We start from the raw sequence: 26,718 nt of genomic DNA, 5'->3' as shown, positions 1-26,718 counted from the left end.
ACCCACCACACTGCGCGGATTCACGTCGCGTCACATTCGCGTAGGACTACGCAGCCAGGCGGGCTAACGCTCCTTACGGATGCTGTAAGGCAGCACGGAGTTGGCCACCAGTGCCTCCGCGTCGAGAGTGGCGGGCTGGTAGGCGAGGTCGGCGAGCCGCCCGATCATGCGGCCGGCCGGGTTCTCGACGTAGTCGGCACGACCGAACAGGAATCCCCAGTCGAACTCGTCGGAGCCGTAGTAGGCCACGGTGTCGAAGACCTCGTTGAACCGGCCCCAGGCGCGCCGCAGCATCGCGTTGAGCCACAGCGTCGGGCAGCCCACCTGGGATGAGACCACGCCGCCCTCGGCAAGTGCGGCGCGGCAGTGGCGCAGGAACTCGGTGCCGAACAGCCGGTTGTGTTGCGACTCGTCCTCCCGCTCCCCCGGCAGGTCCGCCACGATGATGTCGTAGCGCTCGGCACCGGGTTCGGCGGCGCGACGCACGAACTCCCAGCCGTCGGCGTAGTGCATCCGCACCGCGCCCTCGCCGCGCACCGCGCGGTCCAGTTCCTCTGGCGTGTAGCCGTACGGCAGGTACTCGGCGCAGCGCTCGACGACCTCCCTGTCGATGTCGACGTGGTCGACCCGGGTGGCACCCGCCGCGACGGCGAGTTGGCTGATCACCCCCTCGCTGGAGCCGATCACCAACACGCGGTCGACCCGCTCAGCGAGCAGCAGCGCGGGCACGAGCAGCGCCTCGTGGTAGTGCAGTTGCGCGAGTTCGGTGCTCTGCGGATCGTTGTCGCAGAACAGCGACACCCCCTGGGAGGTCCTGGCGATCACCGCGTGCTGGTAGTCGGTGTCGCCCTCCCAGAGCACTTCCCGCAGCTCCCACAGCTGGGCCAGCCCCGGCGCCAGTGGTTCGGTCAACTCACGCAACTAACCTCGCTCCTTTCCCTGCCAACCTGTCGACTGCCCAGCACCATAGCCGCGGACTCGGTGTCCGAAACGCGCCGGTGGGCAGGCGACTCCCGAAGCACGATGGGTCGATGAATTTCAGGATCGTCCCGATCGAACGTGCGGTCGCCGAACACGTACGCACGACAATGCGGGCCTACGAGTACGACCATCCGGCGTGGAAAGCGGTGGCGAACGGAACCGGAACCGCCCCGTGCCGGCTCTGTCTCGAACCGATCGAGCCGGGCAGTGAATCCCTGATCGCGTTCACCTACGACGCGTTCCTCGGCAGGGAGGAGCTACCGCTTCCCGGACCGATCTTCGTGCATGAGCGAGACTGCACCCCCTATGAGCGCACCGGTGAGTTCCCGCACCGGCTCGGCAAGGCGTTCGTGCTCGACGCCTACCAGGCGGGCAGGCGGTTGCTCAGCGAGCAGCGGGTCGACACGGAAGAAGTGGCCGACAACCTCCGCGAACTGCTCGCCCGTCCCGGGGTCGACTACGTACACGTGCGCTCCGCGAGAGCCGGCTGCTACCTGTGCACCGCCGTGCCCGCGGACAGCGCCGAGCGCACCTAGTCGGCGCCGCGCCGCCGCCCGTGCCAGGCCCGTTCCCGCAGCACGTACTTCTGGATCTTGCCAGTGGACGTCTTCGGCAGCTCACCGAACACGACCGACTTCGGTGCCTTGAAGTGGGCCAGCCGCTCGCGGACGTGGGCGATCAGCTCCTGCCCCGACACCGAGGCGCCGTCGTGCACCGTCACGTACGCGGCGGGTACCTCGCCCCAGTGGTCGTCGGGAACGGCGATCACCGCGACCTCGAACACCGCCGGATGCTCGGCGATGACCTGCTCCACCTCCACCGAGGCGATGTTCTCTCCCCCGGAGATGATGACGTCCTTGCTGCGGTCGCGAAGCTCGACGTAACCGTCCGGGTGTCGCACACCGAGGTCGCCGGTGCGGAACCAGCCGTCCGGCGCGGCCTGCCTTGTGGCTTCCTCGTCGCGGAAGTAGCCGAGCATCACGTTGTTGCCACGCAACGCGATCTGGCCGACCGACTCGCCGTCGGCGGGCACGTCGGTGCCGTCGTCAGCAACGACGCGCACCTGGCAGGAGATCATGTTGCCGACACCCTGCCGTGCCTTGAGCCTTGCCTGCTCGTCGGCGGCGAGCGCGTTCCACTCCGGACGCCAGTCACAGATCATGGCGGGGCCGAAGGTCTCGGTCAGCCCGTACAGGTGAGTGACGTCGAAGCCCAGTTCCCCCATCCGCCGCAGGATCGCGGGCGTCGGTGGAGCTCCGCCGGTGGCCACGTGGACCGCGTGCTCCAGCGGGGCGGCCTGCTCGGCATAGGCGAGCATGGAAAGCACAGTCGGCGCGCCTTCCAAGTGCGTGACGCCTTCCTCCCGCAGCAGCCGCCACACCTCGCCGGGGTCGACCTTGGGCAGGCACACATGCGTGGCCGCGGCGGCGGTGACCGCCCACGGGAAGCACCAGCCGTTGCAGTGGAACATCGGCAGCGTCCACAGGTGCACCGCCGACGGCGACAGCCCGGTGTGCGCCACCATCGCCAACGCCTGCAGGTAGGCGCCCCGGTGGTGGTACATCACGCCCTTGGGCCTGCCCGTGGTGCCGGAGGTGTAGTTGATGGACAGCAGCGCACGCTCGTCGGCGGGTGTGCGTGCCGTCGGATCAGCACCCGCCAGCAGTTTCTCGTACTCCTCACCGGCGCGGATCACGACAGGTGGTTCGGCGAGTTCGCCGCGCGCCTGTTCGACGAGCTCGTCGAACGCCGGGTCGTGCACGAGCACCCGCGCGCCGCAGTGTTCGAGGATGTAGGCGACCTCGCGGGCGGAAAGCCGCGTGTTCACCGCCACCAGTGGCACTCCCGCCCACGGCACCCCGAAGTTGGCCTCCAGCAGCACGTGCGTGTTGGGAGCGAGCACCGCCACCGGACGGCCCTCGGCCAGCCCGGCGAGCCCACCCGCGAGGCGGCGGCAACGGTCGTGCAGTTGCGTGTAGGTCCAGCGGTGCTCGCCGTCGACGACGGCAGTTCGGCTTCCGTGCGCTGCGGCGGCCCTGTCCAGGTATGACACCGGCGTCAGCGGTTCGAACGAGAGGTCACCCGTCATGAGGCAAGCATCGTTCGCGGCCGTCGCGGCGGTCAACCGCGCGCCAGCCTCAACCCTCTGCCACCAACGGTTCCAGCGCGAGGTCGGGGTGGTGGCGCAGCAGGATGCGCATCGCCATCTCGTCGTCGAAGAGGGCGAGGTCGAGGCCGTCGGTGCGAGTCAGCACCTCGCTGCGACGCCCGGAGTCGACGAGCGAGCGCTGCGCGGGATCGGCGAGCCTGCGTGCCGCGGTGTAGGGCAACCGATCCAGCCGCACCGGGCAGGAGAACTCGTGTTCCAGCCGGTGCGCGGCCACCTCGAACTGCATCGGCCCCACCGCCGCGAACACCGGCGCGGCGTCGCCTCGCAGGTCGGAGGTGAGCACCTGCACCACTCCCTCGGAGCCGAGCTGGTCCACACCCTTGCGGAACTGCTTGGCGCGGCTGAGATCGGTGGGGCGCGCCACCGCGAAGTGCGCGGGCGCGAAGCTGGGCAGACCGGGAAACCGGACGGCGGGCTTTCCCGCGTAGAGGGTGTCGCCGACCCGCAACGCGGAGGCGTTCACCAGCCCGATCACGTCGCCTGGGTACGCGGTGTCCACTGTGGAGCGTTGCTGCCCGAAGACCTGCTGGGCGTACTTGGTGGCGAAGGGTCGCTTCGTGGTGGCGTTGGTGACCACCATCCCCCGCTCGAAGACGCCGGAACACACCCGCGCGAACGCCACCTGGTCGCGGTGGGCGCGGTCCATGCCGGTCTGCACCTTGAACACGAAGGCTGAGAAGTCGGCGTCCAGCGGTCGGGGCTCGCCGTCGGCGTCGAGTCGTGGGGCCGGTCTCGGCGCGAGTTCCACAAGCAGGTCCAGCAGGTGCCGCACTCCGACGTTGAGCACCGCCGCCCCGAACAGCATCGGGGTCGCCTCCCCCGCCAGGAAGCGCCGGGCGTCGAACTCGCCGCCGGATGCCGCGAGCAGTTCCAGCTCCTCGCCCGCGCGCACCCAGTCCTCGCCGACCTCGGCCTCGGCGGCGGCCGAGCTCAGCCGTTCCTCGCCCGCGACCGTGGCGCCGCCCGCAGTGCGCTGGTAGCGCACGAACGAGCCGTCGGCGACATCAAGCACACCGCGAAAGTGACCGGCCTCACCGACCGGCCAGGTCAACGGCATCGGCTGCAGCCCGATGCGCTCCACCAACTCGTCGCACAGCTCCAGCGCCTCGCGGCCCGGCCGGTCCCACTTGTTCACGAACGTCAGCACGGGGATGCCCCGGTGCCTGCACACGTCGAACAGCTTCAGCGTCTGCGGCTCCAGCCCCTTGGCGGCGTCCAGCAACATCACCGCCGAATCCACCGCTGAAAGCACCCGGTAGGTGTCCTCGGAGAAGTCGGCGTGGCCGGGGGTGTCGAGCAGGTTGATCACGGTGTCTCGGTAGGAGAACTGCAACGCGGCGGAGGTGATGGAGATCCCGCGGGCCTTTTCCAGCTCCAGCCAGTCGGAGACCACGCCACGGCGCCCGCCCTTGCCGTGCACCGCACCGGCGTCGGAGATCACCCGCGCATGCAACGCCAGCGCCTCCGTCAACGTCGATTTACCGGCGTCGGGGTGGCTGATCACCGCGAAGGAGCGTCTGCGGCCGGCCTCCGCGAGCACGTCGTCGCCCGTGGCCATCACGCCGGCCTGTAACTGAGTTCACGCATATACCACGACTCTACCGTTACGTCACGGTACCTTCGCACTGGATGGGGGCTCGCAGCTCAACGGCGAACGCCTCGGCCGTCTCCAGCCGCTCCCGCAGTTCGGCGCAGCGCCGCTGCGCGATCTCGGCGTAGTGGCGCAGCCGTTGCGCGTGCTCCGGGCGCAGTTCACCGCGACCGTGGTCGTGCAGGAGCAGCAGCACCTCGCGCATCTCGTCGAGTTGGAAGCCCAGCGGCTTCATCCGCTTGACCAGGTCGAGTCGCGCGACGTCGGGCTCGGTGTAGAGCCGGAACCCGCCCTGGCTACGGGCACTCGGCTCCACGAGGCCGACTTCCTCGTAGTAGCGGATGGTGCGCAGGGACAGTCCCGTGCGAGCGGCCACCTCGCCGATCCGCATGTGCTCGCTCACGATCGTCACGGTACCGGCTCGGTGACACTGCGTGCAGGGTGTCCACACGCGACCGACCAGCGGAAAACCTTCCCTAACGTCACGGTAGGCTTGCCCGTCGTGAGTACAGCGCACTTCGCCACCGTGGAGGCATACAACGCCGCACACCCGGACTCGCCGCTGCCCACTGAGGCGCCAGGGCGGAACGGGTTGCGGGGTTATCACGCCGCGATGCGAGGTGTCACCGATGATGTCGCCGATACCGGCGCGTCGCTGACCGTGGAGTTCCTTCCTGGCGGTGCGCCGTCTCCCGAAGGGCCGGACCGGATCGGCACCGTGGTCGCGACCCGCTGGGGCGAGGGGCCGGTGCTCGTGCTCGCCGAGGCGGTGTCACTGCGCGCGGCATGGGAGGCCGTCAAGCGGCACTGGCCGACCCGGCTTTCCGAGGTCCGCGCCGCACTGTCCGACCTCGGCACCTAGGCGGGCCGGGTCACCACCGGCAGGGCGGCGGGTCCGCGCAGGTTGATGCGACCGTTCCAGGTCACGTCGCCGTCCAGGGCGAGATCGCCGAACCTGCTCACCATGCGCTCGAACACCACGCTCGCCTCCAGCCTCGCCAGCGACGCGCCGAGGCAGTGGTGCACGCCGGAGCCGAACGAGAGGTGGTTGCGCGCGCCCTCGCGGTCCAGCCGCAGTGAGTCGGCGTCCTCGCCCCATTGGCGCTCGTCGCGGTTGGCGGAGGCGAGGATCGCGAGCACGAAGGTGCCCTTGGGGATCTCGACGCCGCCGATGGTGGTGGGCTCCAGCGTGATCCGCCTGCTCTCCTGCACCGGGCTGTCGTAGCGCAGCATCTCCTCCACCGCGTTGGGGACAAGGCCGGGGTCGGCCCGCAGCGCGGCGAACTGGTCCGGGTGACGCAGCAGCGCCAGCGTGCCGCCGGAGATGAGGTTCACCGTGGTCTCGTGCCCGGCGATGTAGAGCAGTAGGACCTGGGCGATCAGTTCCTCGTCGCTGAGGACGTCGCCGTCCTCCTCGGCGTTGATGAGGGCGGTGAGCAGGTCGTCGGCGGGGTTGTGGCGTTTCCAGGCGATCATGTCGGCGGCGATGCCGCTGAGTTCCTGGTACGCGGAGTCAATGGCACGCAGCACGTCGGGATCGAGCACCGGTTCCAGCGAGCGCACGACCATGCCGCTGAGGTCGCGTACGCGCTCGTGGTCGGTGGGTGGCGTGCCGAGCATTTCCGCGATCACCGCGAACGGCAGCGGGAAGGCCAAAGCGGGCACCAGGTCCACCCGGCGCGCGGCGACCATCTCGTCCAGCATGCCGTCGACGAGTTCGGTGATCCGTGGCCGCAGCGCCCGCACGGCCTTCGGGGTGAACGCCTTGGCCACCAACCTGCGCAGCCTGGTGTGATCGGGCGGGTCACGGTCCAACATGGACAGCCCGTCGGCGCGGGGCAAGCGGTCGCCGTAGACCTCTTCACGGAGTTGGCTCAGCGGGCCCGGGTTGACGTGGCGCTCCTCCACCGAGGAGTTCGAACGAAGCAGGGCCGAGACGTCGGCGTAGCGGGTGAGCACCCAGAACCCCAGCGGGTGCTCGTACACCGGCGCGCTCTCGCGCAGCCGGGCGTACTGCGGGTAGGGGTCGGCGGTGAACCCCTCGGCGAACGGATCGAACAGCGGAGCCTCGCCCGCGGCGACGGTGCCCTCGGCCATGACATTCCCTCCGTATTTCACATACACCGTGTATGTGAATAGACTCAGAGTATGACAGGCGTCAAGAGCCGCCGGGAGCTGTACTCCGAGGCCACCCGCGCCGCCGTGCTGGAGCAGGCGACGGCGTTGTTCGCCGAGCGCGGGTACGCGGGCACGCTGCTGGAGGACGTGGCCGCGGCCGCGCAGGTCACCAGGGGCGCGGTGTACCACCACTTCGCGGGCAAGCAGGCGCTGTTCGAGGCGGTGCTCGACGAGCAGGAGTCGCGGATGATGGAAGCCGTGCGGGCCGCGGCGACCTCGCCCGATCCCTGGCAGGCGGCGATGCAGGCGCTCGACGCCTTTCTGGACAGGTGCTGCGAGCCGGTCTACGGCAGGCTGTGCTGGCAGGAAGCCCCGACGGCGCTGGGCTTTCAGCGCTGGCAGGAATACGAGCAGAAGTACGCCTACGGGCTGGTGGCGGGCTTCATCGAGAACCTGCGCGAATCCGGCGGCATCGAGACGGCGGCCACACTGGAGACCACAGTGGACTTCTGCTTCTGGATGCTGGGCGGAGCGGGCCTGGCGCTGGTGAACACCCCGGACACCGACAAGCAACGAGTGCGCGACGAATGGGGCCGACTCATGCAACGCGCACTCGCGGGCCTGCGGCCCTGAGCCCGGCGATCAGCCGGGGCGCACCAGGAACCGCACGGGTTCACGCAGCACCGTGGCCGCCCCTTCCAGGTCCGCGAGCCGCGCGGCCAGGGTCGCCACCGCCAGCCGGTGCGGCAGGGCCTCGCTGAACTTCAACCCGACCAGTGCTTGCTCGTTCACCTCGGGCAGGCACAGCCGCTCGGTGGCGTCGGCGACGGCGGCACTCCACAGCTCGCGGTCCACGTCGGCGCGCAACCGCACCCACTCGTCGGCGAAGGACTGCTTCTCGTCGGCCAGCGGACCCAGCGTCGCCGCCAGCGTGGCATTGGCCCGGAACCCGGCCCACGTCCACCACCGGACGTCACCGTCCCGCTGAGTGATCACCGTGCCGCCGGGGTGCACCGTGTGCAGGCGGCTGTCGCGGAGTTCGGCCAGCACTCGCTGCGCGCGCCGCGTGAGCTTCACCGGCGGGTCCGCACCGAGCACAACCTCCCGAGCGGAGCCGGTGAGCGCCCGGCTGCCCCCGCTCAGGCCCCGCGTGAACCAGCGGGCCTTGCCGCCGCTGTCGACCTGTTCCACGAAGCAGCGCCGCCGCTTCCAGTCGATCCAGGTGACCTTCCAACTTCGCCCGCCCAGCAACAGCAAGCGCGGGCCATCGACCTTCTCGGTCAGCAGCGCCGGGTCGGTGCGCCCGACCTCGCGGCGCCCGTCCAGCACGGTGAACTGCGGCGGCGCGGTGAACACGGCCGTCATGCCCATGAAGTGCCGGTGCCCGAAGCGCCGCTGCGCCTCCGGGCCGATGAACAGCAGCTCCCCGTCCCGGTCGAGGTAGCCCTGCTCCACCAGGTACGCCACGATGGGCTCGGCACTGCGATCGAACGGTGCGAGCCCGTTCCACGCCGAGGTCCACAACCGGCTGCCCACAGCGTTTTCCTGCAGGCACAGCGCGAGGAGCTGCTGCGCCACGATGTGCCGGGGCTGCGGCGGGGCCACCACCGGTTCGACATAACCGCTGCCCCACAGCCGCAGCAACGCCGCCGCCCACAGCAGTTGGTCCTCGTTGATCGCCAGGAACAGGCAGTTGCGCACACTGCCAGGGCGGCGGCCGGTGCGTCCGAGCCGTTGCAGGAACGACGCGACGGTTGCCGGGGCATTGAGCTGGATCACGCGGTCGAGGTCGCCGACGTCGATGCCCAGTTCCAGGGTGGAGGTGGACACGATCACGCAGTCGCGTGCCTCGGCGAAGGCCTGTTCGGCGCGGCGGCGCTCGTCGACCGACAGCGAGGCGTGGGAAAGGAACGTGGTGACGCCTCTGGCACGCAGCCCGGCGCCGAGTTCTTCCACGAGTTGCCGGGAGTCGCAGAACACGAGCCGCTTCTCGCCCCGGTGCAGTGCCGCGATCACGGTGGCGGCGTTGTCCACCGAACCGACGTAGTCGAGTTCAATGTCCAGTTCGGGGTCCAGTTCGGGGTCCAGTTCGGGGTCCACTTGCACGTCAGCGGCGGGCGCGGCACCGACTCCGGGCGCCACCACGGTGCCGGGGCGGGTATCACGCCCGGAGCCCTGCAGCCACGCCAGCAACTCCTCGGGGTTGCCGACGGTGGCCGACAACCCGATGCGCTGGATCGGCCGGTTCGCCACCGTGGTCAGCCGCTCAAGCACGGCCAGCAGGTGCCAGCCCCGGTCGTCGCCCGCGAAGGCATGCACCTCGTCCACGACGATCGTGCGCAACCCGGCGAAGAACTGCCGGTGCTCTACGTTCGCGCTGACCAGCATGGCTTCCAGCGATTCGGGCGTGGTCAGCAGCACGTCGGGCGGGTCACGCAGGATGCGCCGCCGGACCGGGGCGCTCACGTCGCCGTGCCACAGCGCCGCCCGCCTGCCCAGCCAGGACGTGTAGGTCTCCAGCCGGGGTAGCAGGTTGTTCAGCAGTGCCTTCAGCGGGCACACGTAGAGCACCGACAGCCCGCTCCAGCCCTGCTCCTCCATCGCGCTGAGCACGGGAAAGCACGCGGCCTCGGTCTTGCCGCCCGCGGTGGGGGCCAGCAGCAGCGCGTCGTGCCCGGCGAGCACCGGCTCGACGGCCTGCTCCTGCAGCGGGCGCAGCGACCGCCAGCCCAGCGTGTTGACGACGTGGTGCGCGAGCGCGGGCTGCAACCGCGCGAACGCTTGCGTCACGGCAGGTCCAGCTCGACGTCGTCGGCGCCTGCGGCTGCGTTGCGCTCGGTCTCGGTCAGTTCGGAGTCGGTGACGGTGATCGGGTAGTCGCGGCGGGGGTCGAAGTCGGCGAACTCGTCCACCCGGTCCAGCACCGCTTCCACGAGCTTGCGCAGGAACAGCCGGGGCGCCACGCCGACCTTGCCGCCGAGTTCCCCGGTGAGCGCCCTGGCGAGGGTGTCCACGTAGGCGCCGTCCACCACGGCGGCGATCCGCTCGGGGTTGCGGGCCACGCCGGCGTACAGGTCGCGCACGGTGCGGCCGAGTTCGCCGAGCCGTTCCAGGTCGAAACCACCCAGCCGCAACTGCACGGCCCTTGGCGAGTCGAACCGGGCGTCGGCGCTGAAGTCGGTGGCCAGTCGCTGCGCCAGCGGGGGTAGCCGCTGCACGCCCTGCTGGCCGTCGAAGAACGCGGGCGTGCCGGTGAGGACCAGGAACAGGCCGGGGAAGCGGCCTGCGTCGATCTCGTCGATGAGTTGCCGCAGCGCGTTGAGGCCCTTCTCGCGCACGTCGCCGCGCACCCGTTGCAGGGTTTCGGTCTCGTCCAGCACCAGCAGCAGCCCGGGGTGGCCGCAGTCGCGCAGCACGGTCAGCAACCCCTGCAGGAAGCCGAGCGCGCCGAAGTGGTCGAGGTCGCCGCGCACCCCTGCCGCGCGGCGGGCGGAGGCCGCGACGGACTTTTGCCCGCCCAGCCACGCGACCAGCGATTCGGCGGTGGCGGAGTCGCCGTCGGCCAGCGCCTGCCGGTAGCCGCGCAGTGCCGCCGCGAACGCCGGGGTGGTGCGCGCGACGTCGGCCAGCCGCTGTTCCAGCAGCGTGTCCACGGCTGCCGCGAGCGCCTGCTCGTCGTCCTCTGCGACCTCGCCGGTTTCCAGGACGTGCTCCTCCAGCGTGTAGAGCCAGGAGTCGATCACGGCGCGCAGCGCGCTTGGCTGGTGGGTGGCGGTGGTCAGCCGCTCGGTGAGGCGCCGGTAGACGGTTTCCAGCCGGTGCAGCGGTGTCTCGGTCTCCGAGATCTGGATCTCGGAGGTGGCAAGGCCCTTGCGTTTGGCGCGTTCGGACAGCCAGCGGGCGAAGAAGGTCTTGCCGGAACCGTACTCGCCGCGCACGGCGTGGAAGGCCGCGCCGCCTCGGGCAACGGTGGCCAGGTCCTCGTCCATCGCGGTGGCGAACCGGTCGAGGCCCACCGCGAGCAGGTCGAGGCCGGATCGCGGCACGGTGCCGCGCCGCAACGCGTCGATCACGTCGCGGCGGCGTGCCTCGCTCGCGGCCGCCGTCACGGCTCGCGCACCCCGAACTGCATGCGCAGCGTCTCCACGTCCAGCTTCAGCCGGCGGTCACCGTCCACTTTGGAGAGCACAGGGTAGCCGTCCACGTTGAGCAGCCGCTCCAGCATCGTGGCGAAGAACTCGGGCCTGCGCCCGGCCTTGCCTGCCAGTTCGGCGGCCGTGCTGAGCGGCAGCCGGTTGTCGGCGGCCACGAGTGCGTCGATGACGGCGGCCACCACCTGCTTGTTGGGTGCCTTCGGGACGAACGCGCGCTGCGCGTCGTAGGTGCCACTGGCCACCACCCTGTTGCCGAGCGACTCTGCCTTACTTTCCACGGTGAACAGCGGCACGGCGTCGCTGGGCTTGCTGGGCTTGCGAGCTCTCGGCTTCGGCTCCGCTGCCGGCGTGGCGGCGGTTTGCCGCGTCCACCACTTCGGCGTGAGCTGCTCGGGTTCCAGCACGTGCCAACCGGAGGGGGCGCGTGCGGGCGCGGGCAGCAGCACGAGCACCGGCACGGTCAGCTCCGCCAGCGATGCGCCGCCGTGGTAGCCGGCCTTGCGTGTGGTGTAGCGGATGTCCTCGCGCCACGGCACGACCACCGATCCTTCCCCGTACACCACGCGGGGCCCGGTCAGCGCCATCTCACCGTCGTCGGGGGTTCCGGTGCGCCAGCGGGCGGACTCCACACCGCCCGCATCCACGCGGTCCTCGGTGGCACGGTCGAGGACGTGGCCGTGGTCGGACACCAGCACGACGGGGCGGCCGTAGCTGCGGGCGGCGTCGAGCAGTTCCGGCAGGTAGGTGATGTCTTCCGGGGCCCAGCCGGTGCGGTGGCCCTCCTGGCCGTGGTCCAGCGCGTAGTCGATGGTGTTGAGCACGACACCGACCACGCTGCCGCTTTCGGACAGCGCCGCCAGCAGCGGGTCGGACAGCCGGTGCCCCGCGTCGCCTGCGATGTCGCCGCGGTGGAACAGTTCCGCCTTGGGGTCGCCGTGCCGTTTCCACAGCGCCTTGAACCCGTCCTTCTCCGCCGCCTGGTCCCCCGCGGTGATGGCGCCGGTGAGCAGGCTCGCCCTGCTGGCGCGGGTGACCGACGGGATCGCCGCGACGGCAGCCGCCCTGCGACCGGCCACGGGCGACACCTCGGTCCAGGCGCGTCCGGCGAGGCGTTGCCCCAGCTCCACGGCAACGGCGCCGCTCATGCCGTCCAGCACCACGATCAGCGGCGCGAGCTTGCCCCGCAGCGGCGCGGCGACCTCGCCGAGCACCTGCTCCACCAGCAGGCAGCCGCCGGTGTCGGTGGAGTCGGCGTGCTTGACCCAGGTGGCCAGTCGGGTCGCGAAATCCTCGTCCAGCGCGGTGCGCCGTGCTCGCACGGCTTCGCACACGGTGCGGTACGCCTGCCCCACCACCGGGTCGCCGAAGGGGTCGCCTTCCCAGAGGGTGTTCAGCGCGCGGTCCACCCAGGCCCATTCGGACAGGTGGCCGGTAACCGCCTCGGCCACGGAGGTGAGCTCCGGTTGCGGGCGGGCGAGCCAGCGTTGCAGCCGCACGGCCATTTCCGCGGCCTCGCGCCGCCTGGGCTCCAGCCGGGCGAGCGCGTGTTCGCGCACGCGATCGAGTGCGCGTTCGGCCTCGGCGAGGCTGGTCGGGTCGGGTTTCGCGGTGAGCGCGGCGGCAAGTTCGCGCAGCCGGACTGTGAAGGCCGACGGGAGGAACGGGTTACCCGCAAGCGCTTCGGTGACCTGCGCCTGCGTGGCGAGTTCGTCGGCCCGCCGCACCACGTCGAGCACCCGGTGCCGGGCGGCGTCGCCGTGGCGGCTGGTCTCGGCCTCGCTGACCCAGCGTTCCAGCACGGCCGCCACGGCGTCGGTGAAGGCGCGCAACTCCTCGGCCTGCGTTCCCGGCAGCAGCGCGCCGACGGCGAGCGCGGCGTCGGGGTTGGTGGCGGCGGTGCCGACGACGCCGAGCGGGATCGCGTCGGCCGCGCGCCCCTGCACGGCCAGCCGCAGCGGCACCACGGCGGCGGGACCGACGGTGTCGGCGAGCCAGCGGGTGAGCCCGTCGCGCTCGGCGGCGGGTAGTTCGGCGAAGTAGGCGGGTCCGGCCGGGTCGCGCGAGAACTCCAGCAGCGCACTGACGTCGAGCGAGCCTTCACCGATCGTGTCCTGCCCGAGCCGGGCGCCGATGAGCGCGCGGATGGCGCTGTCGCGGGTGAGCACGGAGCCGTTGCGAGGCCAGCCGTCGGCGGGTTCGGCGTCCAGCAGCGCGTCCACCAGCCACGGTTCCTGCCGGATGCGGGGGTCGACGTCCACCGCGCCGAAGCGTTGCGCCACGATCCGCACCTTGTCCACGGTGCGGGTGGAGCGCCCGATGGCGTAGCCGCGGATGTCCCAGCCGAGTTGGCTGTCGTCCACGCTGGTGGTGACCACGAGCAGGTCGTCGTCGGCCTCGTGTGCCTGCTGGTGTTCCTCCCAGGCTTCGACGATGCCGAGCACGGAGTGCTGGTCGCTGACGTGTACCCGGCGGCGCACCGGGTTGGCTGTGCGGTCGGTGCTCACCACGAAGCTGCCCGCGCTGTCGGTGTAGCGCCCGTACACCAGCAGCAGCCGCCGCCCCTTGGCGTGCGGCAGCCAGGTCTGCACCAGCGCCTCGACGATGCGGTGGTCGATCGCGGGAGCGCTCATCCGGCGCCTTCCTCGCCGACGACCCGCCAGGTCACCTCGATCTCCGTCTCGGGGTGCTCGCCTGCGAACTCGCGGATCTCGCTTTGCACCTCGGCCACGATCCTGGCGAGGTCGCGCTCGACGGCGCTGGCACGCACCCGGCGCGGCCGGCGTCGGGACGGCACCGTCGCGCCGACGGGCGGTTGCCCGGTGTCGGTGAGGCTGACCTGCTCGGCCGTGGGGTTGGCAGGCTGCGGCTCGGCAGGCGCGGGTTCGGCCGGTGCGGGTGGGGCAACGGCGGCGAGCCGGGCCGCCTCGTTGACGAGTTGCACGGCACGCGGTCCCAGCCCGTCGAGCACGTCGGCCAGCGGGCGGGTGAACTCGTCGGCCGCGGCGGCCTGTGTCACCTCGTCGAGCAGCCGGTCGGCGCGGTTGCCGACCGGGTCGCCCCGGCCCGCGAACTGGCGCACCGACCGCAGCAGCGACCACTCGACGTTCTCCAGCGCGGCCAGCACGGCGGGCGCGGAGCTGATGGCCGCGCCGAGCACCTGGTCGCCGGTGCGGTACTCGGCGGTGGCGAGTTCGCGAACCACGGTGGTGGCCTCTCGCGCGCCGGAGAGCCGAGCGAGCAGGTCGGCGGCGTCCCGGGTGGAGGTGATGCGCGGTGCGGTGTCCTGCTCGGGCCGGGTGTCGAGTCCGAGCAGGTCGCTGTGCCGGTCGAGCGCGCGCCGCACCCCGTTGGCAGCGTTCTCCACCGCGGCCACCTTTTCGCGGACCTCGTCGGCGAGCCGGTTGACGTTGCGAGCGAACAGCGTGTCAGGCACGTGCACCCCGAACAGCGTGGCCGCGCGGCGGCGTGCGGTGGCGAAGGTTTCCTCGTCGGGCAGTTCCTGGGCACGCAGCGCGTGGCCGGGGCCGATCTTGTCCAGGTCCGGCGCTTCGCGCAGCGGGGAGCCGTGCAGCACCCACGCGCGGTCGGCGAGCAGCGCGTAGGTGGCGATGACGAGGTTGCTGACGGGCTTGTCCAGCCCGGTGTAGCCGAGCTCTTCGAGCCAGGTGCGGATGTCCTCGACGCGGTAGTCGCCGGTGACGCCGCGCTGGGTGGCGGCCTGCTCGATGCGGCGGCGCCACTCGGTGGAGACGTTGAGCGGGCCGTCGGACACTTCGCCGAGTTCCAGCGGGTGCACGATGCGGCGAACGAGCGGCAGGTGGTTGCGATCCACCACCACGCGGCGCTGCCCGTCCTCCATGGCCTTGGTGATCCAGCTCAAGACCGTGCGCAGCTCGCCGAGGGTGACGGGCTTGCGGTTGCCGCTGGGGTCGAAGTCGGGGTGCTTGGGGTAGAGCTTGGCGAACAGCCCGTCGGCCAGTGCGAGCGCGTTGTACTCGAATCCGGCGCCGCCCGCGAGCCGGGGTTTGTGGTCGGGCTGCAGCGAAAGCACGTGCCCGTCCTCGCCGACGTCCTTGTCGATGGTGGCCTCGTCGGCCTGGGAGATACCGTAGAGTTGCCGCAGCGCGGCGGCGAGCTGCGATTCGAGGTTGTCGGCCTGCGCCTGCAACTGGTGGCGAACCTTGACGCGGTTGTCCTCCGACATTGTGCCCGCGTAGTCGTCGAGCCGGTCGCGTTCCAGCAGGTACTGGATCTTCAGTAGCCGCCCGAGCTGCGCGGATTTCTGCGGGGACATGAAGTGCGGCAGCCACACCAGCGTCGGCGCGGTGAAGCCCTCGCGGATCATCCGGTTCACCCGCGCGGCGTCGTCGGAGGGTGCGTGGTTTCCCTCGTCGAACGGGTAGTCCAGGACGATGCGGATGCGGCCGGGGACGCCGGGGGTGAACTGCATGTCCGGCAGGCTGCTGGTGTCGCGCACGTTGTCGAACACGAACTCCGCGGTGCGGCGCGTGCCCTTCCAGACGATTTCCTTCTCGCACACGAAGTTGTCGGTGTCGCGGATGTTGAGCTGGGACCACAGCTGCTTCTTGGTCCAGATGCGCCGGGCACCGAGCGTGTCGCGCTCGCCGACGGCGTCCAGCAGCGGCTCAATGTCTAGATCGGACAGTTGCAGCCGGAACACCGGGTCCTGCTCGCCTTCGGAGCGCAGTTCGCCGAACTCGGCCTGCAACTCGCGCAACCGGCTTACCACCATCGCGCCGGGCTGCACGGTGCGCGAGCGCAGCGAGCCGTGGTTGAGCGCCGCGAGGCGGGGGCCGGTGAGCCGCGCCAGCGCGGGAACGTTGGGGGCGAGCGCGGCCAGCAGCAGTGTCTTGAGGAAGCGGTCCACGGCCACGAACGTGGTGCTGCCCTCGCCGAAGCGGTCGGCGAGGGTGGCGCGGGCGCGGACGTAGAAGCGTTGCGCGGCGGCGGCGTCCTGGCGCAGCCGGTCGGTGAATGCCTCGCCGGTGCCGTCGGAGAGCACGTCCCACAGGTCGCCGAGCGGGATGAGTTCGCCGACCTTCATGTCGTCGCGGCGGCGGTACAGCATCTCCTGCAGCAGTTTCAGCCCGGTGCGTTCGCGCTGCAGTGCACCGGACAGCGCCACCAGCACGTTGAGCAGTGCGGGCGAGAGCGGGTAGACGTCGCGGAAGTCCTGCCAGGTGGCGCCGGTGGCGCCCGCGGCGTCCAGCAGCACCTCCCGGTCGCCGGACTTGGTGGATTCGATGGCGGCGAACGCCTCGTCCAGCACCTCGCGCCCGCCGGGTTTGGGTTTGAGCACGCGCTCCTTGATGATGGCGGGCAGGTTGCGGTCTTCCAGCGACACGGTGTCGAACCGTTCGGCGAGGTAGTGCACCTGCGCTTCGAGGTTCTTCACGTCGGCGCCGGTGACGTCGTCACCGACGAGTTTGGACAGATCGCGTTGCCTGGAGATGAACGACACGATGGGCAGCGGCCGGTCGGCGTCCCCGGATTCGATGAGCTTGACCAGCTTGCTCACCTGGTTGTTGACGAACTGCCGGTCGGACAGGTGGGCCTGCAGCCACAGGATCAGCTCGTCGAGGAACAGGATGAGCCCGTCGTAGCCGAGGTCGCGGGCGTGCCTGCTGATGACGGAAAGGCCGTTCTCCAGCGGGATGAACGCCGCGACGTCGCCGCTTGCGCCGCGGATGTAGGACGACATCGGCCCGGAAAGCAGCGCGGAGACCAGTGCGTCGCGCACCTTGTCGCCTGCCGGTGCGTTGAAGGCGCGGTCGAGGTCGGCCGAGGACCACGAGGGAACCGTGTCGTGGGGCAGCTCGAGGTCTTCCTCGTCGGCCGCTGCCGGTGCGCCGCTGCCGAGCCATTCGGCGAACCTCGCGTCGTCGGCAAAGAACGCGCGTTGCCTGGCGGCGTCTTCGAGCATGGCGTCCGCCCGATAGACCGGCGGGGTGGGGTGGCCGGGGTGCAGTTTGCGGACGGTGTTGACGTAGCCGCCGAGGATGGCGGAGTCGATGTCGCTGGCGCCGACCAGGTGGTAGGGCACCATGAGGAACTTCTTGCCGCGCAGCCAGTCGTCGTGTTCGGCGATCACCGGTTGCAGGCCGGGTTTGGCGCGGGCGACGGGCTCGTTGTTGAGCACGGCGTGCAGCACGGTGAGGAAGTGGCTCTTACCGGAACCGAAGGAGCCGTGCAGGTAGGCGGCATGCGAGGTGCCGTCGCGGACGGCGGTGCGCACGATGGACAGCGCCTTGCCGAACGCGCCACGGAGCTGGTCGGTGACGACGTACTCGGCGACGCGGGCCTCGACCTCGGTGAACCCTCCGGTGAGTTCGATCTTGAAGTCGCCCGCGTGTACGGAGTCGGGGAGGCCGAGAACGTCGCGCAGGTACTGCTGTCTGATACGACTACCTTCGTTCATGGCCGGGACCTCCGGGGAACGCTTTGTTCGCTTGTCCTGCGAGGACTGTCGTGAGACGGCGTCCCTGGAGGTTTCAGCCGGAGGCTTGTCATCTCGGAAGGTGTCGTCCCGGTGAGGACTGGTTTATCAGCACGATGCAATGCCTCCCGCTCCGGTTGTCGTGTCCATAGACGGGAAAGGAATCGACGCACTTGTTGGGAGTTGGTATCGACTGGGCGGAGTCGTTTCACGATGTCGCGCTCGGCAGACCTGATAATGGGATCGTCGAACAGTTTCGTATCGACCACACCGCGGCCGGTGTGGGCCGGTTGATCGCTCGGTGCTTGGAGTTGGAAACCGACCCGGCTGATGTGCGTGTTGTGTTGGAAACCCGGCACGGTGTATTGGTCGAGGCATTGACCGACGCGGGGTTTACCGTGTTGCCGGTCAACCCTGACCTGGTCGCCCGCCGTCGTGGCCCGGCGAAGAAGAAAGACGACGCCGAAGACGCCCGGATCTGTTGTTTGCTGGCGTTGGATCAGTTTCTGGAATTGCGGAAGTTGATCCCGCACGGCAATCTGGCTGGCGAATTGCGTTCGATCGCCCGCGATGACGAACGAGCGGCCCGGGACCAGCGGCGGCTGCTCAACCGTCTTCGCGCCGATCTGCTGGCCACTTTCCCGGCCGCGCTGACCATCGCCGGTGACGATCTGGGCAGCCCTGTCATGCTGAAACTGCTGGCCACCTGGCCCACACACGCCCAACTCGCCGGCGCCGGTACCGACGCGATCGAGTCCTTCGCGCGGTCTTCCCGACACGGCTGGCCGGACCGGTTCGCCGCCCGTGTTGCCGACGCCCTCACCGTCGAGCAACTCCCGGTTCGCGATTACCTGATCCGCGCGAAAGCCACCACAATCTCGTTGACCGCGACCCAGCTTCTCGCGTTGCGTGAGGCTCGGAAATCGTGGGAACGCCGCATGGCAGAACTGCTCCTCGGCGACACCCGGTACGGCCGCGCCAAACAACCCAGAAATCCCGATCCGGGAAAAGCGATACCGGGCGGTGACATCTACCTGAGTTTCCCCGGACTTGGGGACATCCTCGCCGCCCGGATCGCCGGAGAGATCGGGGATCACATCGAGCAATTCGACACCCCGAACGGGCTGCAATGCTACGCCGGAACCGCACCCGTAACCCGACGATCCGGCCGCAGCGAGCTCGTCATCGCCCGCCGCCTGGCCCATAACCGATATCTCGGCACCGCCGTGCACCAATGGGCCTTCTGCACCCTCACAACCTCGACCTGGGCGCGCGAGTTCTACGACCGGAAAATCACCGCCGGAAAAGCACACCACAGCGCCCTGCGCGCCCTCGCCAACCGCTGGCTGGAAATCCTCTGGCACTGCCTCACCAAAGGCATCCGCTACGACGAAGCCGTACACATACGCAACCGATCCAAAACCCTCCAAACAGCTACCGCCGCCTGAGGTTGACAGAAGGTGTCTCACTGGTTGCCCTTCGTGCCGCCGCGGCGACCCCGGCCGGAGGGAGCGGGTCGCCATGCCTTCAGGTCGTGCTCGGTGAGTTGGTGGGTGTTGCGCTGGTCGGTGAGGAAGGCGTCGTACTCGTCGGCGGGGACACCGCCCCAGTCGGGGTCGTCCTCGCCGTGCCACTGCCGCACCCACGGCATGAGCTCGGCGAGCCCGGCGATGAGCGGGGTGAGCCGGTCGGTTTCCCAGCCCGCGTCGGTGGTGCGATCGTTGACGATGTTGACCAGCGCTTGGGCCTGGTCCTTGTGGTCCCAGCCCGCCCAGCCGAGCAGCAGTGTGGGGTCGGCGTCGGGGTGCGCGTCGGGGTAGGAGATGAAGCGTTCCTTGGGCACGTCGAGCTTGCCGCGCTGGGTCCAGTAGGAGGTCTTGCGGAAGTCGCTGGACTTGTATTTCGGTGGGACGGGGATGTCGAGCCGCTGCCCGGTGCGGTCCTCCTCGCGCTGCTGTTCCCAGACGTCTTCCCACTGGGCGCGTTTGCGCAGGCCGGTGTCCTTGTAGCGCAGGGCGGCGAGGTAGGGCACGTGCTGGTCGGCCACGACCTGTTCGAGGACCTGGGCGAGGGTGAGGTCGCGCTTGCCGAGGTGGTCGGAGACGTAGAGCTGGGCGACGGTGTGCATGTCGGTGTCGTCGCGGAAGGCGTCGGCAAGCTGGTTGACGGTGCGGGTGCGGGGCTGTTCGAAGCCGTCCCGCAGCCCGAACCAGATGTCGCGCCGCTCGCAGCGGTCGAGCAACCAGGTGCGCAGCGCTTCGGCTTCCTTCTTCTCCCACGACTCGGACGCCCACCGCCGCTTGCACTCGGGCCGCTCGATCAGCCCGATATCGCGCCGGTGTTCGATGGTGTCGATCCGCGCCTGGACGATCTGCCGGTACCAGTCGGGCCAGTGCGAGGGGATCTCGGTGACGGGCGTGGAGCCGTGCCGCTCGAACCACGCGGTCTCGGCCTCCCCCGCCGCGACCTTGCGGGCAAGCACGATCTCGAACGCCCGCTCACCAAGCCGGATCTCCGGCACACTGTCCATCTCGGACGCCGTGAGCTGGCCGAGTTCGGTGTCACTGAGCAGGCCGTAGGAATGGTAGACGGTCCAGTCGAGTTCCTCCTGCAGCGCGATCATCCGCCCCCGGATGCGCTCATGTTCCTTGCGCGCCACATCGAGCCGCTCCCGCGTCGGCGCGGCTTGCTCTGCGACAGCCGAGGGCTCGTGACCGGCAAGTTCCTGAGCAAGCGAGTCGAGAGCCCGCCCGAACTCCAGTGGCAGGCCGGCGGGCAGCGGAAACTCCTGAAGCTTGGTCCCGGTGAACTCGAAGAACCGCTCCCACTCCTGTGATTTGAATCCCTCGTTGACGCCCTGACTGCCTTTATCATGGCTCACCTGCTTGAGCCAGAAGCACGCCGTGGACGAGTTGAGCACCCCAAGCAACGCCAGGTGCTCGGCCTCGCCTGCCCCCTCCGGCAGCTTGATCACCGGCGCGGACTGCTTGAATACCTTCCCACCCCGATCCAACACGAAGTGGTTATGCGTAGCCACAAACGCAAAAGCAATCGACAGCGGTGTGCGGTACCGAGCGGGGAAGAACATGCTGTGGTCGAACCAACGCAGTTTTCGTTCTTCAGGTTTCGCACCGAAATCGACGCGCTCCCGCAAAACCGTCCGGTTCTGCCAAAGGAATTCGCCCTCAGTCCGACCCATCTTTCGAGATTCACCACGGCCGTCATATGGAAAATATGTGACAAGATCGGCACCAAGCAGGTAATCACGAACACCCTCACCCAATACCACAGGGACGCAACCGTGATAGATACGTTGCGTTATCGCACTATGATTTGGAAGATAGAATGCCTCGTCCAGGCCAGTGTGAGTACTACGGCCAATTTCTGTAGAGCTATCGCTAAGGCTAGCACGGGACGCTTCATGCATTTGAGTGAACAAGTCCGCAGCCCCGCCACCACTCAGTGACCAAGGGTGCTGAGCGAAGCTTCCCCGCTCGAGATCCGCCACCGAAACCCATTCGGATTCGCTGCCCGGCTGGCTGATCTGCTCGACAATCGCCGACCACACCAAGCCCTTGGCTGGCTCTTCCGGTTGGCTCGGCTCACCCCGCACGCCAAGCACAGCGCGGATCGGGTCGTCCTGGCGGTAATTGTGGTTGCGCCCGACGAGGATCACCGTCGGGGTGCCGTGGCCGGGGATGTAGGCACCCGAGGTGTCGATGACGTGGGTCAACTGCACGGACTGGAAGAACCGCTCGATCAACTTCTTGCCGAACTCGCGCTTCATGAACGAGTTGGCGGTGATCTGGCCGACGAAGCCCGCGTCGCGGTCAGCGCCGTCGCGGCGGATCGCCAACTGGAACAGCCGCTGCGCGAACGGCACCGACAACGCGTACTTGCCCGAGCAGGCGTCGTAGCGCTCCCGATAGTTCTGGTTCTCCCGCTTGTCCTTCACCGTGATGTACGGCGGGTTGCCGACCACCACGTGATAGGAGCCCTTGCCCAGCAGGTCGCAGCTTCGCACGTAGTCGTTGACGTCCTCGGTGGCGTAGGTGTGCGGCTCCTGCACCGCGAAAAGTTCCTCCTGGATGCCGGGGGCTCCGCGCCCGTGCATCAGTGAGTCGCCGACCGCGATGTTGATCGGAAAACTCGGTGCCTGGTCCAGCCGCGCCGTGCCCGCGGCACGCAGCACCGCCACCAGCAGCCGGAACCTCGCGATGGAAGCCGCGAACGGGTTCTTGTCGCAGCCATGCACCGAGCCCAGCGTCCGCTGGATCAGCTCCCACGGGTCGGTGCCGGGTTCGGCCTCGCGCCACTTGCCCAGCAGCCGGTGGAACAGGCCCAGCACGAAGTGCCCCGAGCCGCACGCGGGGTCGATGGTGCGTAGCCCCTTCAGCCCGAACTCCTGCACCGCCGGTTCCAGCGTCAGGTCGAGGATGAACTCCTCCACGAACTCCGGCGTCTGCAGCAGTGCGTACGTCTTGCGGGCGTGCTCGGAGAGGTCCTGGTACAGGTCGCCGAGGAAGCGGGTGTCCCAGTCGGGGTCGGTGAAGTCGTAGCGGATCTCGCCGTCATCGCCGCGCCGCCGCCAGAACTGCAACAGTGCGGTCGCCGCCTCGAAGGAGGGCGTGATCTCCCACAGCGGGTTGTGCCGCTTGTCGAACAGCCCGGCCGCCGTCGGGTGCGCCTGCGCCAACTGGGTGAACGCGGCGATGATCCAGTCGCGGTCGTTGTCCTTGGGGTTCTGCCGGAAGTACGCCTCGTGCCGTTCCTCCGCCTCAGCCAGCCGCTCGCCGGGCCCGGCGAGAAAGGGGGCGGCGATCAGCCCGTTGTCCTCGCAGAACCGGACGAACACGGTGCCCAGCATCCACGCCGCCGCCACCTGCGTGACCCGCTCGTCCCGCCACGACTCGTAGGTCGCGGCCGTGCGCCCGGCCTCCCGTGCCTCGTCGTACTCGGCGCGCAGCGGCTCGGTGAACTCGGGCACCTCCTCGCTGCGGGCCCGCAGGTCGGCCTCCAACAGCGTGACCTGCCCGCGCAGGTCCTTGACCAGTTCCCCCAGGTCAGCGTCCCGAGTCGCCATCCGTACCGCTCCCCTCGCTCCCGGGCAGACCGCCCGGATGATGCTAGTCGCCATACCATCGACGGCGGCAAACCGCCGAGGACATCGAGACCCAGCCGCCACCTCGGCGCTGGGCCTCGCGATGTGTCGCGAACACGTGACGTGACGTTACGCCGAACAGCTCAGCACAGTCGAACCGCCGCGAATCCGTTACCGGCCCTCAACAGCAGCCCGACCGCTCGCAGGTCACCCCTCGATGACCTCCATGGGACCGCCGAGCGGCGCGTACTCCACCCGCACGTCCGCACCCACCTCAGCCTTCAACCGGCGCGCCAACTCCCGCCCATCGGCCTTCCACCGCGCCTCTTCCACAGGGTCTTCCATCCCCGAGTTTTGCGGCACGTCACGGTTGTAGGTGCGCTGCATCCGCTCATCCCAGTCCCGCACGGCAGCGAGTAGGTCGTCGCTGACGGGCACGGCCTCGGTGATCTCGTCGCAACCGAAGTCGTCGAAGCCACGGTCGTCGGTAAGGACCCAGAACGGCCCCGCACCCCAGTCGAACCGCAGCTTCACCACCCACGGACCGCGACTCACCCCTCGATGATCTCGACCGCGCCACCCAGCGGCGCATACTCCACCCGCACGTCCGCACCCACCTCAGCCTTGAGCCGCCGCGCCAACTCCCGCCCCTCGTCCTTCCACCGCGCCTCCTCCTCCGGGTCTTGGATCCCGGAGTCCTGCGGCACGTCGTCGTTGTAGGTGCGCTGCATCCGCTCGTCCCACTCCGCAACCGCGTCAATCAGCTCATCACTGAGGGGAACAACCTCGTTGATCTCGTCCGGACAGCAGTCGTAGGGGATTTCGCCGTCGACCGAGACCCAAAACGGCCCGGTACCCCAATCGAACTGGAGCATGATGGCAATCGTGCTGTTCACGTCGGTCATGGTAATGGTTTCAACTTCCTGGTTGCCGCGATGGGGTGAGCCCCAACGACGTATCCATTTTTCGAAACGGAAATCGCGATCCGCCGCTTGACTCCACGATGTGAGAACTCGTAGACGACGCGATCTCTGCCGGAAATTCCTACCGGGCGCCCCAGGGAAAGAGCTGCGAACACAGCATCCACGATCTCATGTGCGCTGATCCCCTTCTGCTCGAAACTTGCTATCCGAGGCGGGTCCATGATGTGCCGCAGACCGCTGTGGTCGTCGCCTTCTTCCAGCCACACCACCCGCCGGTCACGAACCCGCGCGATCCGCACCACCCGCTCTGGGCTGATCTTGTGCCCCTGCCGCCGGACCTCGGCGATCAGAGCCGGGTCGGGCCCCGACGCATCCACCGTCGGACGGGTTGACTCGGCAGGGGCGACGCGAGCCGTACCGGCGCTTCCCGGTGCGGCCACTCCGAGGCCAGTCAGGTAAGCCCGCAGGACCACCTCCACGCGCCCGCAGCATTGCTCGGCCTGCGCAAGCTTTCCGCTCGCCTGGCCGAACCCATCGATGGCCGCGACCAGTTCGGGTGCGCTGCTGCCCTGCGCCACTTCAGCCAGTACAGCCCGAGTCTCGGCAAGCCACTCGGCGGCATCCCGTAACGCCGACATGGGCCGCGCCGCGAGCACCCGCTCGACAGCAGCGGCCAACTCCTCGACCGACAACTACTTCCCCCAGGTGTCAGTTCAAGTCCCGCCTCCATGGTCGCGCACGACTCGACAGCCTGTGCGGCGAACAGTGGAAGCAGAGACTTCTACGGCCCTCGTTGCTCGCGTTCCCACACCAGCAGCACCGTGTCCGCCGTCGACGCCGCGAGCCCGAGTTCATCGTCGGCCGCTATCGCCTCCAGCACCTCCGAAGCGCGATCGGCTGTTCCCTGCCGTAGTAGGTACGCGGCGGCAGCACACCGCACGTGCGCCGACTCGTCGGTCAGCAACGGTTCCAGCACGGCTTCGGCTGTTCCCGCTGCCGTCCAGGTCTCCACAGTGGCATCAGTTTTCGCCGTTATCCTGTCGGCCTCACCCGGACGCTCGGTGCCGTTGTTCATCGCCGACATCCAGGCCGCTACCAAGTCGCGAAACCGTTCCCGCTGGTCTTGCAGCTCATCACTCACCAACGTCCTCCTGGACGACGGCAACCGTCACCGAAAGCAGCGGCTACCGGACCGTCTCGACCTCGCGGGTTTCGGTGCTCACAAGGTAGTCCTTCGGGTCGAGTCGCATCGCTGCTCGCTCCGCCGATGCCCAGTACCGCGAGTTCCGGTCCGCGAATGACTCCGTTCCCTCGTACGAGATCAGCCACACGAACTGGTTGCGTTCGCGATCCAGCCACGCGCCCTCGATCTCGAAGCCGAACTTCAGCCTCAGCGGAACGACCAAGGTGCGCCACTTCTCCACCCACTCATCGAGCAGACCATCGCGCACGTGGTAGATGCGTAACTGCGTCGTCTTCGGCACCCCTGAGCCGCCCCTTACTGCTTGCTTCGAGGACTACAGGTCGAACTCGCCAGCCTTCACGCCCGCCACGAAGGCTCGCCACTCATCGGCGGTGTAGCGGATCACGCCATCCTCCGGCCGCTTCGAATGCCGCACCAACACGTCACCACTGCCGTCCACCGCCGCAGCGAACTCGACACAGTCGCCGTTGGGGCCGCTGAAGCTGCTCTTCTTCCACTGCGGTTGCGATGTCATGCCGCCTGCTCCTTTCGTCGGTTTCATCGGACGACCTCCACGGGACCGCCGAGCGGCGCGTACTCCACCCGCACGTCCGCTCCCACCTCAGCCTTCAGCCGCCGCGCCAGTTCCCGACCGTCGGCTTTCCACCGAGCTTCTTGTTCCGGATCGAGAATGCCCGAGTCCTGCGGAACCTCGTCGTTGTAGGTGCACTGCATCCGCTCGTCCCACTCGGCGACCGCAGCGATCAGCTCGTCGCTGAGCGGCACGACCTCGTCGATCTCGTCCGGACCGTATTCGTCGGAAACCTCGTCGTTCACCGAAACCCAGAACGGACCGGCGGACCACTCGAACATCAACGTGATTTCGGTCTTGTCTCTGACGCTGCTCATAGCATCGATCGCCGAGGCATTGCGGTCGTGAGTGTCCGGAGACTCGCTCCCGACACCCACGACCCGGAGCCCGCTACAGGTCGAACTCGCCGTGCTTCACGCCCGCCACGAAGGCTCGCCACTCATCGGCGGTGTAGCGGATCACGCCCTCATCCGGACGCTTCGAATGCCGCACCAACACGTCACCGGTGCCGTCCACGGCAGGCGCGAACTCGACACAGTCGCCGTTGGGGTTGCTGAAGCTGCTCTTCTTCCACTGCGGTTGCGATGTCATGCCGCCTGCTCCAATTCCTCAGCGATTTTTCCGATGAGTTCCGCCGAATCAGCGGGACTTCTCGCGACACCGCGAATGACCTCCACGGCGCTGCGGTAGGCCCTCACGTCGTCCTCGTCCAGGACGAACGCTCCCGAACTGTAGTGCTCGAAGTGCACTACCGAGGGCGCGTCGGGGAAGTCATACAACACGAACGGACCTGCCCAGCCGGGGTGCCAACCCACCCGTGCTGGCACCAGTTGGATCGTGACGTTGCTCCGGTCGCTCATCTCCTTGAGGTGCCGGAGTTGGTCCGCCATCACCAGTGCGGAGCCGACCGGCTCACGCAGAGCGTCCTCACCGATCAACGCCAGCAGTTGCACCGGATGACGCCGAGTCAGCACCTCGGCGCGGCCGATCCGAAGCAGCACTCGCGCCTCGCTCTCGTTCTGCGGCAAACCACTGGCGGCTGCCAACGCTCGCGCGTAATCGGCAGTCTGTAGCAGACCGGGCACGACATCCCTTGCCCATTGGGCAATCGCGGAGGCCGAACGCTCCGACTCGATGGCTCCCGCCAGTTGCTGCGGGATACCCGGCATTCCAACCACGAGCCAGTTCGGCTCAGCGGCGTGCCGCGCCATTTCCACGAGCCGCTGCTTCTCCTGCCCCGTCACACCCAGCAGGGTCAGCAGCGACGCGACATCCTCCGGCGTCGGCAAGCGACGCCCGGTTCGCCAGTGCGAGACCGTGCTGTGGCTCAGCCCGAGCCGTTCCGACAGCTCGCGCCCACTCATCCCGGCGTTGTCCAGGAGGTTCCTGATCGCCGCGACAAGCGCTCTGGCCCGCGTCGTCAGGCCGTTCGCGTCAGCCCCCATGAA

General features: G+C 68.8%; 23 protein-coding genes. 4 read left to right on the top strand and 19 right to left on the bottom strand.

Translation table 11 applies throughout. The features are described from left to right. Positions 1-63: 63 nt before the first annotated feature. A complete protein-coding gene (locus FHU38_RS24965; protein WP_167176994.1) occupies positions 64-921 on the bottom strand; it encodes a spermidine synthase in 858 nt (285 codons plus the stop codon). A gap of 110 nt (positions 922-1,031) precedes the next feature. On the opposite strand from FHU38_RS24965, the gene FHU38_RS24960 reads away from it, so the two are divergent. After that, positions 1,032-1,517, top strand: coding sequence for a DUF1203 domain-containing protein (locus tag FHU38_RS24960; protein ID WP_167176992.1), 486 nt, complete (start codon positions 1,032-1,034; stop codon positions 1,515-1,517). Here the strand turns inward: FHU38_RS24960 and FHU38_RS24955 are convergent. Genes FHU38_RS24955 through FHU38_RS24945 form a run of 3 tightly spaced genes read right to left on the bottom strand, consistent with a single transcriptional unit; the run spans position 1,514 to position 5,133 of the window. Continuing rightward, on the bottom strand, positions 1,514-3,070 hold the full coding sequence (locus tag FHU38_RS24955) for an acyl--CoA ligase family protein (RefSeq protein WP_167176990.1): 1,557 nt from the start codon (positions 3,068-3,070) through the stop codon (positions 1,514-1,516). The genes FHU38_RS24960 and FHU38_RS24955 overlap by 4 nt on opposite strands. A gap of 49 nt (positions 3,071-3,119) precedes the next feature. Then, positions 3,120-4,709 carry a peptide chain release factor 3 gene (locus FHU38_RS24950; protein ID WP_167176988.1) on the bottom strand — a complete coding sequence of 530 codons (1,590 nt, stop codon included), beginning with the start codon at positions 4,707-4,709 and terminating at the stop codon, positions 3,120-3,122. Between the two features lie 46 nt (positions 4,710-4,755). Continuing rightward, a complete protein-coding gene (locus tag FHU38_RS24945; protein ID WP_167177237.1) occupies positions 4,756-5,133 on the bottom strand; it encodes a MerR family transcriptional regulator in 378 nt (125 codons plus the stop codon). A 111-nt stretch (positions 5,134-5,244) separates the two neighbouring features. On the opposite strand from FHU38_RS24945, the gene FHU38_RS24940 reads away from it, so the two are divergent. Then, positions 5,245-5,604 carry a hypothetical protein gene (locus FHU38_RS24940; RefSeq protein ID WP_167176986.1) on the top strand — a complete coding sequence of 120 codons (360 nt, stop codon included), beginning with the start codon at positions 5,245-5,247 and terminating at the stop codon, positions 5,602-5,604. Here the strand turns inward: FHU38_RS24940 and FHU38_RS24935 are convergent. Then, the gene (locus FHU38_RS24935) at positions 5,601-6,839 is read right to left on the bottom strand and encodes a cytochrome P450 (protein ID WP_167176985.1); all 1,239 of its coding nucleotides are present in this window, start codon (positions 6,837-6,839) and stop codon (positions 5,601-5,603) included. The genes FHU38_RS24940 and FHU38_RS24935 overlap by 4 nt on opposite strands. A 51-nt stretch (positions 6,840-6,890) precedes the next feature. Here FHU38_RS24935 and FHU38_RS24930 point away from each other — a divergent pair, with 51 nt between their 5' ends. Next, a complete protein-coding gene (locus tag FHU38_RS24930; RefSeq protein WP_167176983.1) occupies positions 6,891-7,493 on the top strand; it encodes a TetR/AcrR family transcriptional regulator in 603 nt (200 codons plus the stop codon). A gap of 9 nt (positions 7,494-7,502) precedes the next feature. Here the strand turns inward: FHU38_RS24930 and FHU38_RS24925 are convergent, their stop codons facing one another. The 4 genes from FHU38_RS24925 to FHU38_RS24910 are packed head-to-tail and all read right to left on the bottom strand — an operon-like array spanning position 7,503 to position 17,453. Beyond that, positions 7,503-9,650, bottom strand: coding sequence for a DEAD/DEAH box helicase (locus FHU38_RS24925; RefSeq protein WP_167176981.1), 2,148 nt, complete (start codon positions 9,648-9,650; stop codon positions 7,503-7,505). After that, the gene (gene brxD, locus FHU38_RS24920; protein WP_167176979.1) at positions 9,647-10,969 is read right to left on the bottom strand and encodes a BREX system ATP-binding protein BrxD; all 1,323 of its coding nucleotides are present in this window, start codon (positions 10,967-10,969) and stop codon (positions 9,647-9,649) included. The genes FHU38_RS24925 and brxD overlap by 4 nt, the downstream gene beginning before the upstream one ends. Further along, a complete protein-coding gene (pglZ, locus tag FHU38_RS24915) occupies positions 10,966-13,644 on the bottom strand; it encodes a BREX-2 system phosphatase PglZ (protein ID WP_167176977.1) in 2,679 nt (892 codons plus the stop codon). Before pglZ ends, brxD begins: the two co-directional genes overlap by 4 nt. After that, positions 13,641-17,453 (bottom strand): PglY protein, encoded by a 3,813-nt coding sequence (locus FHU38_RS24910; protein ID WP_167176974.1) that lies wholly within the window; start codon positions 17,451-17,453, stop codon positions 13,641-13,643. The genes pglZ and FHU38_RS24910 overlap by 4 nt, the downstream gene beginning before the upstream one ends. A 194-nt stretch (positions 17,454-17,647) precedes the next feature. Between FHU38_RS24910 and FHU38_RS24905 the strand changes: the two genes are divergently transcribed. Beyond that, a complete protein-coding gene (locus FHU38_RS24905; protein WP_243852283.1) occupies positions 17,648-18,919 on the top strand; it encodes an IS110 family transposase in 1,272 nt (423 codons plus the stop codon). Between the two features lie 17 nt (positions 18,920-18,936). Here FHU38_RS24905 and pglX read toward each other — a convergent pair whose 3' ends face one another. The 10 genes from pglX to FHU38_RS24855 form a co-directional block, all read right to left on the bottom strand. Beyond that, positions 18,937-22,554, bottom strand: coding sequence for a BREX-2 system adenine-specific DNA-methyltransferase PglX (gene pglX, locus FHU38_RS24900; RefSeq protein WP_167176972.1), 3,618 nt, complete (start codon positions 22,552-22,554; stop codon positions 18,937-18,939). 225 nt (positions 22,555-22,779) lie between these two features. Then, positions 22,780-23,127, bottom strand: coding sequence for a hypothetical protein (locus FHU38_RS24895; protein WP_167176970.1), 348 nt, complete (start codon positions 23,125-23,127; stop codon positions 22,780-22,782). Further along, complete coding sequence (locus FHU38_RS24890; protein ID WP_167176968.1) at positions 23,124-23,477, bottom strand: hypothetical protein; 354 nt, start codon at positions 23,475-23,477, stop codon at positions 23,124-23,126. The genes FHU38_RS24895 and FHU38_RS24890 overlap by 4 nt, the downstream gene beginning before the upstream one ends. Next, positions 23,474-24,073 carry a hypothetical protein gene (locus FHU38_RS27575; protein ID WP_313886902.1) on the bottom strand — a complete coding sequence of 200 codons (600 nt, stop codon included), beginning with the start codon at positions 24,071-24,073 and terminating at the stop codon, positions 23,474-23,476. The genes FHU38_RS24890 and FHU38_RS27575 overlap by 4 nt, the downstream gene beginning before the upstream one ends. Before the next feature lie 203 nt (positions 24,074-24,276). Further along, on the bottom strand, positions 24,277-24,636 hold the full coding sequence (locus tag FHU38_RS24880) for a hypothetical protein (protein ID WP_167176966.1): 360 nt from the start codon (positions 24,634-24,636) through the stop codon (positions 24,277-24,279). A gap of 43 nt (positions 24,637-24,679) precedes the next feature. After that, positions 24,680-24,979: an NIPSNAP family protein gene (locus tag FHU38_RS24875; protein WP_167176964.1), complete on the bottom strand. Its 300-nt coding sequence runs from the start codon at positions 24,977-24,979 to the stop codon at positions 24,680-24,682. A 33-nt stretch (positions 24,980-25,012) separates the two neighbouring features. Then, positions 25,013-25,213, bottom strand: coding sequence for a DUF397 domain-containing protein (locus FHU38_RS24870; protein ID WP_167176962.1), 201 nt, complete (start codon positions 25,211-25,213; stop codon positions 25,013-25,015). Between the two features lie 23 nt (positions 25,214-25,236). Continuing rightward, on the bottom strand, positions 25,237-25,587 hold the full coding sequence (locus FHU38_RS24865; protein ID WP_167176960.1) for a hypothetical protein: 351 nt from the start codon (positions 25,585-25,587) through the stop codon (positions 25,237-25,239). A gap of 73 nt (positions 25,588-25,660) precedes the next feature. Beyond that, positions 25,661-25,861 (bottom strand): DUF397 domain-containing protein, encoded by a 201-nt coding sequence (locus FHU38_RS24860; RefSeq protein WP_167176957.1) that lies wholly within the window; start codon positions 25,859-25,861, stop codon positions 25,661-25,663. Continuing rightward, the gene (locus tag FHU38_RS24855) at positions 25,858-26,715 is read right to left on the bottom strand and encodes a helix-turn-helix domain-containing protein (protein WP_009152137.1); all 858 of its coding nucleotides are present in this window, start codon (positions 26,713-26,715) and stop codon (positions 25,858-25,860) included. The genes FHU38_RS24860 and FHU38_RS24855 overlap by 4 nt, the downstream gene beginning before the upstream one ends. Positions 26,716-26,718: the final 3 nt, after the last annotated feature.

This window comes from Saccharomonospora amisosensis (assembly GCF_011761185.1).
GTDB classification, from domain to species: Bacteria; Actinomycetota; Actinomycetes; order Mycobacteriales; family Pseudonocardiaceae; genus Saccharomonospora_A; species Saccharomonospora_A amisosensis.
The sequence above is the reverse complement of the archived record's forward strand: the minus strand, read 5'-3'. Positions and strand labels throughout refer to the sequence as shown.

Excerpts from the sequence above, each read along its gene's own strand:
- FHU38_RS24960 (WP_167176992.1), top strand. The coding sequence starts at position 1,032 with ATGAATTTCAGGATCGTCCCGATCGAACGTGCGGTCGCCGAACACGTA.
- FHU38_RS24955 (WP_167176990.1), bottom strand. The coding sequence starts at position 3,070 with ATGACGGGTGACCTCTCGTTCGAACCGCTGACGCCGGTGTCATACCTG.
- FHU38_RS24950 (WP_167176988.1), bottom strand. The coding sequence starts at position 4,709 with ATGGCCACGGGCGACGACGTGCTCGCGGAGGCCGGCCGCAGACGCTCC.
- FHU38_RS24945 (WP_167177237.1), bottom strand. The coding sequence starts at position 5,133 with ATGCGGATCGGCGAGGTGGCCGCTCGCACGGGACTGTCCCTGCGCACC.
- FHU38_RS24935 (WP_167176985.1), bottom strand. The coding sequence starts at position 6,839 with ATGGCCGAGGGCACCGTCGCCGCGGGCGAGGCTCCGCTGTTCGATCCG.
- FHU38_RS24930 (WP_167176983.1), top strand. The coding sequence starts at position 6,891 with ATGACAGGCGTCAAGAGCCGCCGGGAGCTGTACTCCGAGGCCACCCGC.
- pglZ (WP_167176977.1), bottom strand. The coding sequence starts at position 13,644 with ATGAGCGCTCCCGCGATCGACCACCGCATCGTCGAGGCGCTGGTGCAG.
- FHU38_RS24910 (WP_167176974.1), bottom strand. The coding sequence starts at position 17,453 with ATGAACGAAGGTAGTCGTATCAGACAGCAGTACCTGCGCGACGTTCTC.
- pglX (WP_167176972.1), bottom strand. The coding sequence starts at position 22,554 with ATGGCGACTCGGGACGCTGACCTGGGGGAACTGGTCAAGGACCTGCGC.
- FHU38_RS24890 (WP_167176968.1), bottom strand. The coding sequence starts at position 23,477 with ATGACCGACGTGAACAGCACGATTGCCATCATGCTCCAGTTCGATTGG.
- FHU38_RS24870 (WP_167176962.1), bottom strand. The coding sequence starts at position 25,213 with ATGACATCGCAACCGCAGTGGAAGAAGAGCAGCTTCAGCGGCCCCAAC.
- FHU38_RS24865 (WP_167176960.1), bottom strand. The coding sequence starts at position 25,587 with ATGAGCAGCGTCAGAGACAAGACCGAAATCACGTTGATGTTCGAGTGG.
- FHU38_RS24860 (WP_167176957.1), bottom strand. The coding sequence starts at position 25,861 with ATGACATCGCAACCGCAGTGGAAGAAGAGCAGCTTCAGCAACCCCAAC.
- FHU38_RS24855 (WP_009152137.1), bottom strand. The coding sequence starts at position 26,715 with ATGGGGGCTGACGCGAACGGCCTGACGACGCGGGCCAGAGCGCTTGTC.